We start from the raw sequence: 14,290 nt of genomic DNA, 5'->3' as shown, positions 1-14,290 counted from the left end.
CGTCAGTCGCCCCCCCGTCAGTCGCCCTCCGGCAGGACGGAGTGCCGCGCGGCCCACGCGACCACGGAGGCGAACGCGGCCAGCGCCGAGACCGTCAGCAGCGCCGTCGTCAGCGAGAACCAGTCGGCGAGGAAGCCGATCGCGACCGGGCCGAGCAGGATCCCGCCGTAGCCGAAGGTGGAGGCCGCCGCGACGCCGTCCGGCCCGGCCAGCGCCCCGGCCCGGCCGATGGCGACGGGGAAGACGTTGGCGAGCCCGAGCCCGGTGAGGACGAACCCGGCCAGCGCCGCCCAGACGGACGGCGCCAGCGCGCCCAGCAGCATCCCGCAGCAGGCCAGCGCGCCGCCCGCGATCAGGGTGCGGCCGGGGCCCAGCCGCTCCAGCAGCGCCGTGCCCGACGCGCGGCCGACGGTCATGGCGCCCGCGAAGACCGAGTACCCCAGCGCGGCGAGTCCCGGACCCGCGCCCAGGTTGTCGGCCAGGTGCAGCGCGCTCCAGTCGGCCAGGGCGCCCTCCCCGTACGCCGTGCACAGAGCGATCAGGCCGAGTACGGCGACCAGCCGCCGGGCCCTCCCGGTCAGCCGGGCCTCGCCCGCCGGGCGCCCGGCGGGCTCCGCGGGCGGCAGGGCGGTGGCCAGCAAGGGGCGGGTGGCCCACCCGGCGACAAGCAGTCCGGCGGCGGCGAGCAGCAGCAGGTGGCGCGCGGGCGACAGGTGCGGCGCGACCAGGCCGCCGAGCCCGGCGCCGAGCATCCCGCCCAGGCTGAACGCCGCGTGGAAGCTGGGCATCACGGGGCGCCGGAGCGCCGCCACGAGGTCGACGGCCACGCTGTTCATGGCGACGTTGATGCTGCCGTAGGCCGCACCGAACACCAGCAGCAGCAGGCCGAGGGCGAGCACCGAGTGGGTGAGCGGCGGCAGCGCGACGCTCAGCGGCAGCAGGAAGCCGGCCGCCGCCGTGACCGGCCGGTGCCCGTACCGGCGGCACAGCCGTCCGGTCAGCACCATGGTGGCCACCGCTCCCGCCGAGACACCGAGCAACGCCAGGCCCAGCGCGCTGGAGGAGGCGCCGGTCTGCTCCTTGATGGCGGGGATGCGGACGACCCAGCCCGCGAAGAGGAATCCGTCGAGTGCGAAGTAGGCGGTCAGTGCGGCACGGAAGCGGCGCAGGTCCGGGAGGGTGGGAGCGGACGGCGTGGCGATGCCGTGCCCCCGTGCACCGGCGAGCGCCGACCGTATTTTGTTTAGTGTCGGCACAAAGGGAGAATAGAGGAGTGACCCAGACGCGTACAACACGTATCCCACGGCTGGAGAGAGGGCGTTCGGCGCTCGGTCCCGCGCTGGAGCTCGTGCACACCGGGCAGGCGCCCACCCGGGCCGTGCTGACCGCCCAGCTCGGAGTGACCCGGGCGACCGCGGGAGCGGTCGCCGCCGAACTGGAGGCGCTCGGCCTCATCAGCGTGGACCCGCACCCCACGGCCCCCGCCGGCGCCCAGGGCCGTCCCTCGCACCGGCTCGCCGTCGCCCCGGACGGGCCGGTGGTGCTGGCCGTCCAGGTGCACACGGACGGCTTCCGCGCAGCGCTCGTCGGGCTCGGCGGCCGCATCGTCGCCACCGCGCCCGGCTGCGGCACCGTGCACGCCGACCCCGCCCGGGTGCTCGGCGAAGTGGTCGCCACCGGAGCGGAGTTGCTGCGCCGGACGGGCCGGCGCTGCGTGGGCGCGGGGTTCGCGGTGCCGTCCGCCGTGGCGGAGCCGGAGGGCACCGCGCTCAACCCGCTGCATCTGGCCTGGGAGGCGGGCGCGCCGGTGCGGGACATCTTCCAGCGCTGCCTGGACGAGGCCGGCATCCCCGGCCCGACCGGAGCCCCGCCCGTCACCGGCTTCACCGGCAACGACCTCAACCTCGCCGCGCTCGCCGAGCACCGGCACGGCGCCGGGCGCGGCGCCCGCCACCTGCTGGTCGTCGGTACGGGGCACCGCGGCGTGGGCGGCGCGCTGGTGCTCGACGGGCGGCTGCACACCGGCAGTTCGGGCCTGGCGCTGGAGGTGGGGCACCTGACCGTCGCCCCGGAGGGCCGCCCCTGCCACTGCGGCAGCCGCGGCTGCCTGGACGTCGCCGCCGACCCCGCCGCGCTGCTGGCGGCGGCGGGGCGCACCCCGGGCCCCGAGTCCTCGCTCCTGCACCAGGCCGCCGACCTGATCCGTACGGAGTACGCGGCCGATCCCGCCGTGCGCGAGGCCACGGGGCTGCTGATCGACCGGCTGGGGCTCGGGCTCGCCGGACTGGTCAACATCCTCAACCCCGACCGCATCGTGCTCGCCGGGCTGCACCGGGTGCTGGCCGAGGCGGACGGCGAGCGGCTGCGCGGCGTCGTCGCCGACCGCAGCCTGTGGGGGCGGAGCGGCAGCGTGCCCATCGAGCCGAGCACCCTGGACCACAACTCGGTGGTGGGCGCCGCCGAACTCGCCTGGCAGCCCGTCCTCGACGACCCGCTCGCCGTGCTGGGCGGCTGACCGCCCCGGGCGGGCCCGCCCGGGGCGGTCAGCCGGCTGGCCCCGTCCCGGCCGCCGAAACCTGCCAGGATGGTTCCATGCAGATCAGAACGGGCGAACGCCACGAGCTGGCGGCGCTCCAGGACATCGAGCGGGCCGCCGGCCGCTGGTTCCAGGACATCGGCATGGACGAGATAGCGCGGGACGACCCGCCCTCGCTCACCACGCTGGACGGCTACCTCGCCGCGGGCGGACTCTGGGTCGCGGAGGGGCCGGACGCCCGGCCCGTCGCGTACGTGCTGGTGGAACCCGTCGACGGGAACGTCCACATCGAGCAGATCTCGGTCCACCCGGACTGCGCCCGGCGCGGTATCGGGCGCGCGCTCATCGAGCACGTCGCGGCGCGCGCCGCGGCCGAGCGGGCACCGGCGCTCACCCTCACCACCTTCGCCGAGGTCCCGTGGAACGCGCCGTACTACGAGCGGTGCGGCTTCCGGCGGCTGGCCGACCCCGAACTCACCCCGGGGCTGCGGGAGATCCGCCGCGGCGAGTCCGCGTACGGGCTCGACCGCTGGCCCCGGGTGTGCATGCGCCGCGACCTCCCGCCGGCCCGGTAGCGCGCGGCCCGCCCGCCGCACGGTCCGCGGCTGCTCCCGGAGAGCAGCCGCGGACCCTGCCGCGTACTCCCCGCGGGGTATCCGTACGGCCGCTGGCCATACGACGACCCGGGCCCCCGTTCGAGGCCACTCTCGGTAGCGCAGACAGCGAGGCACTACCGAGGAGATGAGAGCGATGCAGGCGCTGGCGCACTGGAACGACGGCGGGGGACCGGGCCCCTGGGTCCTGCTGTTCCCGCTGATCTGGGCTGCGGTCATCGCGGGCGGCATCGTCCTGCTGCGCCGCACCGTGTGGCGGGGCAGGGGCGGGCCGCGCGGACCCTGGAGAGCCGCTCCCGGGGCGAAGGCCACGGACCGTGACGAGAGCCCGCTCGGTGTGCTCGACCGGCGCTTCGCGCAGGGCGAGATCGACGAGGACGAGTACTGGCGCCGGTTCTCCGTGCTGAACGAGAGCGCGCGGGACCGGCAGAGCGGCGGCAGCACCGGCGGTGCGGCATGACCGCCACGGTCACCGGACAGCCGGCCGCCGCGCGCGTCACCGACGCCGTGAAGGTCTACGGCAGCGGCGAGACCGAGGTCCGCGCGCTGGACGGCGTCACGATCGGCTTCCCCGCCGGACGGTTCACCGCGATCATGGGGCCTTCCGGCTCCGGAAAGTCGACGCTGATGCACTGCGCGGCGGGGCTCGACACCCTCACCTCCGGCGAGGCGCACATCGGCGGCACGGAGCTGGGCGCGCTGAGCGACAACAGGCTGACGCTGCTGCGGCGCGAACGCGTCGGCTTCGTCTTCCAGGCGTTCAACCTGCTGCCCACCCTGACCGTCGCCGAGAACATCACGCTGCCGCAGGACCTGGCCGGCAGCAGGCCCGACCCGGAGTGGACCGACGCGCTGATCGACGTCGTCGGGCTGCGCGACCGGCTGCGCCACCGGCCCGCCGAGCTGTCCGGCGGACAGCAGCAGCGCGTCGCCGTGGCCCGCGCGCTCGCCGGACGGCCGGACGTCGTCTTCGCGGACGAGCCGACCGGCAACCTCGACTCGCGCTCCGGCGAGGAGGTGCTCGGGCTGCTCGGCAGCGCGGTGCGCCGGATGGACCGCACGGTCGTGATGGTCACCCACGACCCGGTGGCCGCCGCGCACGCCGACGAGGTCGTCTTCCTCGCCGACGGCCGGCTCGCGGGCCGGATGGCGGCACCCACGGCCGAGCGCGTCCTGGACGCGCTGAAGGCGTACGACCGCAAGGAGGCGGGGTCATGAGGACCAACGGCAGCACCCGCGCCGCGCTGCGGATCAGCCTCGCCTCGCTGCGTGCGCACCGCCGCCGCTTCGCCGGCACCTTCACCGCCGTCCTGCTCGGCGTGGCCTTCCTCGCCGGGACCCTGGTCATGGGCGACACCCTGCGCGCCAGCTTCGACTCCATGTTCGGCAGCGCCACCAGCGGCACCGACGCGGTGGTGCGCAGCGACAGCGTCATCACCACCGCCGACGACGCCATGGGCACCCGCCGCCCGCTGCGTACCGACAGCGTGCTGCGCGCCGTCGAGCAGGTGCCCGGGGTCGCCGCCGCCGAGCCCGGTGTGCAGGGCGCCGGCCAGCTCGTCGGCTCCGACGGCGAGCCCGTCGGCGGCCAGGGCCCGCCCACCCTCGCGGGCAACTGGATGCAGGACGACCAGCTCAACCCGTACGAGCTGGCCGAGGGACGGGCGCCCCGCGCGCACGGCGAGGTCGTCGTCAACCGGGGCGCCGCCGAGTCCGGCGGCCTGAAGATCGGCGACACCACCACCCTGCGCACCCCCGACCCGTTGCAGGTCAAGGTCGTCGGGCTCGCCACCTTCGGCGGCGAGGACGGCATGGCGCAGACCACCTTCACCGGCATGACCCGCGCCGACGCCGAGCGGTATCTGATGCCCGAGCGCGGTATGGCCGCCAGCATCTCGGTGCGCGCCGCGGACGGCACCAGCCAGGAGGAGCTGGCGCGGGCGCTGGACGCCGCGCTCCCGGGCGGCATCGAGGCGATCACCGGACAGGAGGCGGCCGAAGAGAACCTCGACAACCTGTCCGGCCAGTTCCTGACCCTCTTCACCAGCATGCTGCTGGTGTTCTCCGGTATCGCGCTGCTGGTCGCGGTCTTCTCCATCTACAACACCTTCGCCATCGTCGTCGCCCAGCGCGCCCGCGAGAACGCGCTGCTGCGCGCCCTGGGCGCCGCCCGGCGGCAGGTGCTGGCAGCGACCCTCACCGAGGCCGCCGCCGTCGGCCTGGCGGCCTCGGTGGCGGGGCTGGGCGCCGGGGTCGGCATCGCGGCCGGGCTGCAGGCCCTGTTCCCGGCGATCGGCTTCCCGTTCCCGGAGGGGCCGCTGGTGGTCGGCGCCGTCTCGATGCTGCTGCCGCTCGGCGTCGGCGTCCTGGTGTGCCTGGGCTCCGCGCTGCTGCCCGCCGTACGGGCCGGGCGTACGGCCCCGCTGGCGGCGCTGCGCGAGACGGCGGCCGAGACCGCCCGGATCTCGCGCGGCCGGGTGTCGGCCGGGGTGCTGCTCGGCGCCGGGGGCCTCGCCACCGCGGCCTTCGGGGCCGGCGCCGGGGACCCCTCGGTGCCGCTCACCGCGACCGGCGCCGTGGCTGTGCTCGCCGCGTTCCTCGTCCTGGGGCCGGCCGCCGCGGTGTTCGCCGTACGGGCACTGGGCGGGCCCGTCGCCCGGCTGCGCGGGCTCACCGGGGCACTCGCCCAGCGCAACGCGCTGCGCAGTCCCAAACGGACCGCGGCCACCGCGACCGCGCTGATGATCGGCGTCGCCGTGGTGTCCCTCTTCACGGTCTTCGCGTCCTCGCTGAAGGCGACGATGGACGAGACGGTCGCACGGAACTTCGCGGGCGACGTCGCCGTCTCCACCCCCGGCTTCGGCGCGGGCGGCAGCGGGCTGAGCCCCGGGCTGGCCCCGGCCGTCGAGAAGCTGCCCGAGGTGGACACCGCGCTCGGCCTCGGCCGGGGCGTGGCCCGCGTCGAAGGCTCCGGCCGGGAGCTGACCGTCGCCGACCCCGCCAGGCTTCCCCGGGTGATGAACCTGGGCGCGGTCCAGGGCTCCCTGGACGGGCTGGGCGGCGACGGCCTGGCGGTCTCCGCCGACCAGGCCGAGGACCACGGCTGGCAGCCGGGCTCCACCGTCGAACTGGCCTTCACCGACGGCCAGAAGCAGCGCTTCACCGTCCGGGCGGTCTACGGGACGAGCGAGCTGACCGGCGACTACGTGATCACCCCCGAGGCGTGGCGGCCGCACCGCACTCAGGACTCCGACAGCCTGCTGGCCGTCACCTTCGCGGACGGGGTCTCGCAGGGCGAGGGGAAGGCCGCCGTCGAACAGGTCGCCGAGCGGTACGGCAGCCCCGAGGTGCAGACCCGCGACGCGTACGCGCAGTCCGCGGCGGGCGGCATCGACATGATGCTGACCCTCGTCTACGCACTGCTGGCGCTCGCCGTGCTGATCGCGCTGCTGGGGATCGCCAACACCCTCACCCTCGCCCTCCACGAGCGCACCCGTGAGCTGGGTCTGCTCCGGTCCGTCGGCCAGACGCGGGGTCAGCTGCGCTCCATGGTGCGCTGGGAGTCGGTGCTGGTCGCGGCGTTCGGCACGGTGGGCGGCCTCGGGCTCGGCGGCTTCCTCGGCTGGGCGCTGGTCAAGGCGGCGGACAGCAGGGGCACCAGCGTGTTCACCCTGCCGCCGCTGCAGCTGGCCGTCGTCGCCCTGGTCGGGGTGGCCGCGGGCCTGGCGGCGGGCTGGCGCCCGGCCCGCAGGGCCGCCCGCCTGGACGTCCTCCGCGCCATCGCCACGGAGTGACGCGCCGCCCACCGCGCGCCAAGTCGGGCCCGTGCTCCGGCACGGGCCCGCAGCGCTTCCGCCGGGGGCGCCCCCTGCCCGTACGGCGGCGGCCCTCGCTCAGCGGGCCCCGGGCAGCGGGGCGCCGCCGACCACCCCGGGCACAGGGCGGAAGCGGGCCCCGCCCCGGCCGGGCCCCCGCTCCGCGGGGAGCGTGAACCACACGACCTTTCCCGAACCGTCCCGCTGCGCCCGCATGCCCCAGCTCTCGCTCACCGCCGCCACCAGGGCGAGCCCCCGTCCGCCCGGCTCCAGACCGGGCGGCGCCGACCGCACACGCGGCAGCCGGGGGTCGCGGTCGCGCACCGAGACGGTCAGCCGGCCCCGGGCGAGGGCGATCTCCACGGTGCAGTGCCGGTCCGCTCCGGCGTGCCGGTGGACGTTGGACAGCAGCTCGGTCACCCCGAGCGCTGCCGAGTCGATCAGAGGGTCGAGCCGCCAGTAACGCAGCTGCGCTGAGACGATTCTGCGCACCCGGCCGATGTACGACGGAAGGGCCTGGAACTCCACGGCGCAGTGCCCGCCGGGAACAACCGGGTTGGCAGGGCCGCCCGGGGCGGTCAGGGCAGCGGAGACGGAGGGGGCGGCGGGAGCGCCGGCGCCGCTGGGTGGACTGATCACGAGTACGACTCCCTGATGAGGGCCGGCCCGCGGTGGGCGGGAGAGGATCACGTGTGACGGACGTACGCGACCGACTCACGACAGACTCAGCATGCGAGCGATGGCGCGGAGCGGCAAACGGGGAGTAGCCCCTCGGTCACCGTCCGAGCACGCCGCGCTCCGCGGCGGCCTTGGCGCGGGCCGTGCGCACCGCGGCGCGCAGCCCCTCGCGGTGGCCGAGGGTGAGGCCCAGGAGATAGCGCGTACGGCCCAGCGTGGCCACCACCCGGTTCCCGGGGCCGTATGCGCTGAGCCGGACCCGGTCCACCGGCGCGCTGTCGATCTCGCTGCCGTAGCTGGTCTGCAGCACCAGGCGGCCGTCCCGCACCAGGACGTGCCCGGCATGGGTCAGCGAGCGCAACATATGCCGTATCCGGACCCCCGCCGCGTCGAACTCGGGCTCCGCCACCTCGACCGCCTCCCACCGGCTCGTCCTGCCCCTGCGGGCAGTGTGCCCGGGTCCCGGCCGGTCTACCAGTGCCGCCTTATGATCGGCTCGTGAGCACCACCGAAGGCACCCCGCGCCCGGCACCCGAGAACGCTCCCGCCGCCACGGCGGACGTGGACCGCAGCGACCCCGCCCACCGCAGTTGGCTCAAGGAGGCCGTGCGCAAGGTCCGCGCCGAGAGCGGGCGCAGCGCCGACACCCATCTGCTGGCGTTCCCGCTGCCCGAGGAGTGGGGCATCGACCTGTACCTCAAGGACGAGTCCACGCACCCCACCGGCAGCCTCAAACACCGGCTGGCCCGCTCGCTGTTCCTCTACGGCCTGTGCAACGGCTGGATCCGCCCCGGCCGGCCGGTGATCGAGGCGTCCAGCGGTTCCACGGCGGTCAGCGAGGCGTACTTCGCCGGGCTCATCGGCGTCCCCTTCATCGCGGTGATGCCGCGCACGACCAGCCCCGAGAAGACCCGGCTGATCGAGTTCCAGGGCGGCCGGTGCCACCTGGTGGACGATCCGCGCTCCGTGTACGAGGTCTCGGCAGCCCTCGCGGCGGAGACGGGGGGCCACTTCCTGGATCAGTTCACCTACGCCGAGCGCGCCACGGACTGGCGCGGCAACAACAACATCGCCGAGTCCGTCTACCAGCAGCTGTCGGCCGAGCGCTTCCCCGAACCCGCCTGGATCGTCGCCACCGCGGGCACCGGCGGCACCTCGGCCACCTTCGCGCGCTACATCCACTACATGCAGTACGACACCCGCGTCTGCGTCCCCGACCCGGAGAACTCCTGCTTCTTCGACGGCTGGACGCGCGGCGACCCGGACGCCGCCAGCGACGCGGCGTCCCGTATCGAGGGCATCGGACGCCCCCGGATGGAGCCGAGCTTCGTGCCCGCCGCGATCGACCGCATGATGAAGGTGCCGGACGCCGCCAGCGTCGCCGCCGTCCGCGCGCTGGAGCGCTCCCTGGGCCGCCGGGCCGGCGGCTCCACGGGGACGGGGCTGTGGAGCGCGCTGCGGATCGTCGCCGAGATGCGGGCCGCGGGCCGCACGGGCAGCGTCGTCACCCTGATCTGCGACCCGGGCGACCGCTATCTGGACAAGTACTACGCGGACGCCTGGCTCGCCGAGCAGGGGCTCGACATCGCGCCGTACGCCCGGACCCTGGAGCGGTTCCTGGCCACGGGGGAGTGGGCAGCGGGGGCCTGAGCCCGCTCGGGCGGCCGCGCCGGGCCGGGCGGGCCGTCACCCGACCGTCACCCGGCCGTCACACCCGCGCCCTCAGCCGCCGGTCCAGGTTCCGCATCGCCTCGCGGAAGGCGCGACCGAGGCCGAACCGGCTCATCCGCACCACCGTCCGGGCCGTCAGCGGGCCGTCCACCGCCACCGTCCAGCGCGCCCGCGCGGCCCCCGAGGGCGCGAGGGACAGGTTCCAGTCCTCCACCATCGCGGTGATCCCCGGCGCGTTCGTCTCGTCCACCCGGTAGGTGTAGCGCTCCCCGGGGTGCGCCGCCACGATCGTCTCGCTGAACACACCGCCGCCCTTGAGCTCCACGCGGCGCGCGCTCCCGCCACCCAGCGGCGTGATCCGGGTGACGGCGGTGAACCAGCGCGGCCACTCCGCCACCTCGTCCGCCAGCGCCCGGTACAGGGCGCCGCGCGGGACTCCGAGGTCCGCGGTGAAGGAGAGCCGGACCGGTGCGGTATCGGCGAAGCCGAGCTCGACGGGACGCAGTTGACGCAGGTGGCGTGCCACGGGATCAGCCCCCAGGGGTGCGCGCGTTACGGTCGTACGGGCAGCACAGCCTATGCCGGGTCCCCGGCGACGACCAGCTCCGGCAGGTGCTCCTCGATCTCGGTCCGCGCGTGCTGCGGCAGCCCGCCGTCCGTGACGAGCGTGTCCACCTCCTCCAGCGAGGCGAACGAGCTCAGCCCCACCGTCCCCCATTTGGTGTGGTCGGCGACCACGACGACGCGCCGCGCCGACCCGACGAAACAGCGGTTGGTCTCGGCCTCGGCCAGGTTCGGCGTGGACAGCCCCGCCTCCACCGATATCCCGTGCACTCCCAGGAAAAGCACATCGAAGTGGAGCGAGCGGATCGCGGCGTCCGCGACCGAGCCCACCAGAGAGTCCGACGGCGTCCGCACTCCGCCGGTCAGCACCACCGTGGCCGCGCCCGGCTGCCCCGCCGGATCGCCGCCCGGGGCGCGCTGCGCGGCGTGGAACACATCGGCCACCCGCACCGAGTTGGTGACGACCGTCAGATGGGGCACGTCGAGCAGCTGCTGCGCCAGCGCGTACGTCGTGGTGCCGCCGGACAGCGCGATGGCGCTGCCCGGCTGCGCCATCGGGGCCGCCACCCGTGCGATGTCCTCCTTGGCGCGCAGCTCCAGCGACGACTTCGCCTCGAAGCCCGGCTCGTGGGTGCGCGCCTCCGCCACCGGCACCGCGCCGCCGTGTACCTTCTCCAGTGAGCCCTGCCGTGCCAGCGCGTCCAGATCGCGGCGCACGGTCATGTCCGAGACGCTGAGCTTGCGTGTCAGCTCGTTGACCCGGGCGCCGCCGCGGCGCCGCACCTCCTCCAGGATCAGCGCGCGCCGCTGCTCCGCGAGGAGGTTCTGGTTGTCGCTCACCGCTTCGTCCGTCCCTTCGGTCCATGGAGCGCCGGCGGGGCCGCGCGCGGTCACTGGTGCGGCTCAATCCTCGCATGCGCGCGCAGGGCGCGCGCATGTCACGATTCGGCTGCGCGTGCACCGGGTTCATCCCAACGAGAGTGCGCGGGAGCCCGGCGGGTGAGCATGCTGGAGTGCCGGGCACGACCGCCGGCGGGAGTCACACGGGGGAATTCGGGGGGATTCAGCGATGCCGTCAGAGCACACACCACCACAGCAGGAGCTCTCCCTGGAGCTCCTCGTCCACGGCGTGGGCGGTGCCACGCCCGAGAAGATGCTGGGCGATCCGCGCACCGAGCGCGTCACCGGCGACCGCACCGCGGCCGTGTACCGCCGCGCCGACGACACGGACGCCGAAGCGCACCCCGAGCGGTACGCCGGCGAGCCGGTGCCCGAGGCGTACTGCTGGTCCAACCTCACCTCGGGCAACAGCGCACGCGCGCTCTGGCTGCTCCTGCTGCCCTTCATGGTGGCCAACCTCGCCCACTGGACCAGGCCGGCCGCCGAGGGCCGCCGCCGGGCGGTACGGCTGCACGGCGTCCTGGTGCGGCTGCTCGCGCTGAGCCTCACCGTGCTGCTGGTGGCCGCGGCCGGCGAGGTGGCGCTCGACCTGGTCGCCTGGCAGTGCGCGGGCACGGACGCCTGCGCGGCGCAGCGCGACTGGCTGGGCTTCCTCGCCGCCGGCCCGGACGGGAGCAGCGGCGGCTGGTGGAGCCAGCCGGGCCGCAGGCTGGCCCTGGCGGCGCTCGTCCCTGCCGCCGTGACCGGACTGCTGTGGTGGCTCTCGCACCGCACCTGGAGCGCGTACGAGTCCCAGCCGCCGCTGCGGCGCGCCGTGCCCGAGGGCGCCTCCGCCGCGGAAGGGCGCCCAGCGCTCTCCCTGCCCGGCTTCTGGTACGGCAAGCGGCTGGTCGCACGGCTCCGCGCCGCCCACACGGCGGCCGGTTTCCTCACCGTCGGCGCGCTGCTCACCGCCGCCTCCGCGCGCCATGACCGGCGCCCCGGCGGCAGCGCCGCGCTGGACGCCACCGGGTGGGCGCTGCAGGGGCTGCTCGCCGCGGGCGGCGTGTGGGTGCTGTACGCGGTGTGCCGCAGGGGGCGCAAGGAGAGCCGGGCCGACGAGGGGACCGACGCGCTCACCGTACGGGTGCTGCCCGGCGCCGCGCTGGGCGTGGCCGTGCTCGCCGCCGTCCACGGCGCCTGGTCCCGGCCGGAGTGGGTGTCCGCCGGGGCACTGCCGGGTGACGCGACGTTCGGGGTGCTCGCGGTGCTCCAGGGCGCCCTCGTCGCCGCGCTGGGCGCGGTCGGGGTGCTGCTCCACCGCTCCCGCCCCGTTCCCCGTACGGCCCTCGCGGGGTTCGCGCCCGCGGCCGTCGCCATGCTGGCCTGCGCGCTGGGCGGCCTGCTGTCCGGCGGGGTGTCCCAGCGGGTGGCCGACTGGCTGGACGGCCCCGGCACGCCCGGTGCGGGCGACGGGCTGATCGCGGGGCCGCCCACGGTCCTCAGCTGGCAGGCGTCCGTCCTCCCCGTGCTGCTGGCGCTGGTGCTGCTGCTGGTGTGCTGGTTCGCCGTCCAGGTGTGGTGGCGCGGCCGGAAGCTGGCCGACCGGGTAGCCGCGTCCTACCCGGGCTCCGTGCCCGACGCCTCCCGCTCGCGCCGTATCGGCGCGGCCATCGCGCGGGCCCGGCTCACCGACGAGGCGCCCTGGCTGGTCGCCGCCGTCGCGGCGGCGACGCTGGTGCTGGGCGGCTGCGCGGTGGCGGGCACGGCGCTCACCGGGCAGGTGCCCGGCGAGGCGGCCGACGGGGCGCCCGCGCTGGTCGACGGCTTCGCCGACACGGTGCAGGCCCTCGGTTCCTGGCTGATCGGCTTCGGCTTCCTGCTGCTGGTCGCCTGGGGACGCCGGGCGTACCGCGACCCGTCGGCGCGTCGCACCATCGGGATCCTGTGGGACGTCGGCACCTTCTGGCCCCGTGCGGCCCACCCCTTCGCACCGCCGTGCTACGCGGAGCGCGCCGTGCCCGACCTGGCCTGGCGGATGGCGATGTGGACCGACCAGCGGCCCGCCCGGCGGCTGGTCATCTCCGGGCACTCGCAGGGCAGCGTGCTGGCGGCGGCGGCCGTCTGGCAGCTCGATCCAGGAACCCGGCGGCAGGTCGCGCTGCTGACGTACGGCTCGCCGCTGGGGCGGCTCTACGGACGCTGGTTCCCCGCCTACTTCGGGCCCGCGCAGCTCGGCGCTCTGCACGCCGGCATCGACCGCTGGAGCAACCTGTGGCGGTGCACCGACCCGATCGGCGGACCGGTGGGGCTGGAGCCGCGGGACGGCCGCCGCGTGGACCGGGTCCCGCTGCGGGACCCGCTGGACTACGGACGCACCCGGGAGAGGCCGCTGCCCGCACCGATCCTGGGGCACAGCGACTACCAGGCGGACCCGGCGTTCGACGAGACGCGGGACGGGCTGCTGGCCCGGGTCCGGGTGCCGCGCGGACCCGCCGTGCCGGAACCGGCCGACCAGGACCAGCCCTTGGCGGGCCGCGCTCCGGCGTAGGGCCCTGCTGATGGATCTCTGCCGCGCCGGGGCGCGGCCCGGCGCGCGGCCCTTCCGGGACCGCCCGCCGGGCGGTCCCGGCGGACTTGCGGCGTCACACGGAAGGGAGGTCCTCCGCGTACAGGAGGGTCAGATCGTCCGTGGTGGGGTCGGGCAGCTGGGCCACCCGGCCCGCGTGCCGCTCCACCATCGCCTCGAACGTCTGCCGCGCCGTGCGCCCGTTCCCGAAGGAGGGCCCCTTCGGCAGCGCCGCGAAGTGGTCCAGCAGGGCCTCCCGCGCGCCGCCCGCGAGCTGGTACTCCTGCTCGTCCGCCTGCTGTTCGACGATCCGCAGCAGCTCCCCGGGCGCGTAGTCGCCGAAGGTGATGGTGCGGGAGAAGCGGGACGCCACCCCGGGGTTGACGGCCAGGAAGCGCTCCATCTCGGCGGTGTAGCCCGCGGCGATCACCACGACCTCGTCCCGGTGGTCCTCCATCAGCTTCACCAGGGTGTCGATGGCCTCGCGGCCGAAGTCGCGGCCGGAGTCCTCGGGCGAGAGCGCGTACGCCTCGTCGATGAACAGCACGCCGCCCCGCGCCCGTTCGAACGCCTCCTGGGTGCGGATGGCCGTCGAGCCGATGTGCTCGCCCACCAGGTCGACGCGGGAGACCTCCACCAGGTGGCCGTGTTCCAGCACCCCCAGGGAGCGCAGGATCTCGCCGTAGAGCCGGGCGACCGTCGTCTTGCCGGTGCCGGGGGAGCCGGTGAAGACCAGATGGCGCCGGACCGAGGCGGCCTTGAGGCCCGCCCGCTGCCGCCTGCGGCCGACCTCGATCATGTCGGTGAGCGCCCGCACCTCGCGCTTGACGCTCTCCAGGCCGACCAGCGCGTCGAGTTCGCCCAGCACCTCCTTGGACGGCCGGGCGGGCGCGGCATCGGCGGCAGCGGCCGCCGCAGCGGCCGGCGGCGCGCCCGCCGGCGCCGTGCCGGGGGCGGCGGGCGG

Annotated in this window: 13 protein-coding genes; 7 read left to right on the top strand and 6 right to left on the bottom strand. The window is 75.7% G+C overall.

The window, feature by feature from the left end:
* Positions 1-17 precede the first annotated feature (17 nt).
* The gene (locus G5C65_RS17315) at positions 18-1,256 is read right to left on the bottom strand and encodes an MFS transporter (protein ID WP_165299751.1); all 1,239 of its coding nucleotides are present in this window, start codon (positions 1,254-1,256) and stop codon (positions 18-20) included.
* 17 nt (positions 1,257-1,273) lie between these two features.
* Here G5C65_RS17315 and G5C65_RS17310 point away from each other — a divergent pair, with 17 nt between their 5' ends.
* The 5 genes from G5C65_RS17310 to G5C65_RS17290 all read left to right on the top strand — a co-directional run bounded on the left by G5C65_RS17310 (position 1,274) and on the right by G5C65_RS17290 (position 6,944).
* Positions 1,274-2,515, top strand: coding sequence for an ROK family protein (locus G5C65_RS17310; RefSeq protein WP_165299750.1), 1,242 nt, complete (start codon positions 1,274-1,276; stop codon positions 2,513-2,515).
* Between the two features lie 77 nt (positions 2,516-2,592).
* Positions 2,593-3,111 (top strand): GNAT family N-acetyltransferase, encoded by a 519-nt coding sequence (locus tag G5C65_RS17305; protein ID WP_165299749.1) that lies wholly within the window; start codon positions 2,593-2,595, stop codon positions 3,109-3,111.
* Between the two features lie 175 nt (positions 3,112-3,286).
* Positions 3,287-3,610, top strand: a complete 324-nt coding sequence (locus G5C65_RS17300) for an SHOCT domain-containing protein (RefSeq protein ID WP_165299754.1) — start codon at positions 3,287-3,289, stop codon at positions 3,608-3,610.
* Entirely contained in the window at positions 3,607-4,368 is a 762-nt protein-coding gene (locus tag G5C65_RS17295; protein ID WP_165299748.1) for an ABC transporter ATP-binding protein, read from the top strand. The genes G5C65_RS17300 and G5C65_RS17295 overlap by 4 nt, the downstream gene beginning before the upstream one ends.
* A complete protein-coding gene (locus G5C65_RS17290; RefSeq protein ID WP_165299747.1) occupies positions 4,365-6,944 on the top strand; it encodes an ABC transporter permease in 2,580 nt (859 codons plus the stop codon). The genes G5C65_RS17295 and G5C65_RS17290 overlap by 4 nt, the downstream gene beginning before the upstream one ends.
* Before the next feature lie 99 nt (positions 6,945-7,043).
* Here G5C65_RS17290 and G5C65_RS17285 read toward each other — a convergent pair whose 3' ends face one another.
* Both G5C65_RS17285 and G5C65_RS17280 read right to left on the bottom strand, forming a co-directional pair.
* On the bottom strand, positions 7,044-7,493 hold the full coding sequence (locus G5C65_RS17285; protein ID WP_165299753.1) for an ATP-binding protein: 450 nt from the start codon (positions 7,491-7,493) through the stop codon (positions 7,044-7,046).
* 247 nt (positions 7,494-7,740) lie between these two features.
* A complete protein-coding gene (locus G5C65_RS17280; RefSeq protein WP_165299746.1) occupies positions 7,741-8,052 on the bottom strand; it encodes a hypothetical protein in 312 nt (103 codons plus the stop codon).
* An 89-nt stretch (positions 8,053-8,141) separates the two neighbouring features.
* Between G5C65_RS17280 and G5C65_RS17275 the strand changes: the two genes are divergently transcribed.
* Positions 8,142-9,293, top strand: coding sequence for a pyridoxal-phosphate dependent enzyme (locus G5C65_RS17275; protein WP_165299745.1), 1,152 nt, complete (start codon positions 8,142-8,144; stop codon positions 9,291-9,293).
* A gap of 58 nt (positions 9,294-9,351) precedes the next feature.
* Here G5C65_RS17275 and G5C65_RS17270 read toward each other — a convergent pair whose 3' ends face one another.
* A complete protein-coding gene (locus G5C65_RS17270) occupies positions 9,352-9,840 on the bottom strand; it encodes an SRPBCC family protein (RefSeq protein ID WP_338146480.1) in 489 nt (162 codons plus the stop codon).
* 50 nt (positions 9,841-9,890) lie between these two features.
* Complete coding sequence (locus G5C65_RS17265) at positions 9,891-10,718, bottom strand: DeoR family transcriptional regulator (RefSeq protein WP_165299744.1); 828 nt, start codon at positions 10,716-10,718, stop codon at positions 9,891-9,893.
* A gap of 229 nt (positions 10,719-10,947) precedes the next feature.
* Between G5C65_RS17265 and G5C65_RS17260 the strand changes: the two genes are divergently transcribed.
* Positions 10,948-13,308 carry a hypothetical protein gene (locus tag G5C65_RS17260; RefSeq protein ID WP_241265859.1) on the top strand — a complete coding sequence of 787 codons (2,361 nt, stop codon included), beginning with the start codon at positions 10,948-10,950 and terminating at the stop codon, positions 13,306-13,308.
* A 94-nt stretch (positions 13,309-13,402) separates the two neighbouring features.
* On the opposite strand, the gene G5C65_RS17255 is transcribed toward G5C65_RS17260, so the two are convergent.
* Positions 13,403-14,290 (bottom strand): AAA family ATPase (locus tag G5C65_RS17255; protein WP_241265858.1); only part of this gene is annotated, 888 nt, incomplete at its 5' end.

Origin of the sequence: Streptomyces boncukensis (genome assembly GCF_011045075.1) — a bacterium.
Taxonomy (GTDB): Bacteria; Actinomycetota; Actinomycetes; order Streptomycetales; family Streptomycetaceae; genus Streptomyces; species Streptomyces boncukensis.
The sequence above is the reverse complement of the archived record's forward strand: the minus strand, read 5'-3'. Positions and strand labels throughout refer to the sequence as shown.

What these genes read in the sequence shown, in the direction of transcription:
- G5C65_RS17260 (WP_241265859.1), top strand. Translation starts at nt 10,948, where the DNA reads ATGCCGTCAGAGCACACACCACCACAGCAGGAGCTCTCCCTGGAGCTC.
- G5C65_RS17290 (WP_165299747.1), top strand. Translation starts at nt 4,365, where the DNA reads ATGAGGACCAACGGCAGCACCCGCGCCGCGCTGCGGATCAGCCTCGCC.
- G5C65_RS17305 (WP_165299749.1), top strand. Translation starts at nt 2,593, where the DNA reads ATGCAGATCAGAACGGGCGAACGCCACGAGCTGGCGGCGCTCCAGGAC.
- G5C65_RS17295 (WP_165299748.1), top strand. Translation starts at nt 3,607, where the DNA reads ATGACCGCCACGGTCACCGGACAGCCGGCCGCCGCGCGCGTCACCGAC.
- G5C65_RS17300 (WP_165299754.1), top strand. Translation starts at nt 3,287, where the DNA reads ATGCAGGCGCTGGCGCACTGGAACGACGGCGGGGGACCGGGCCCCTGG.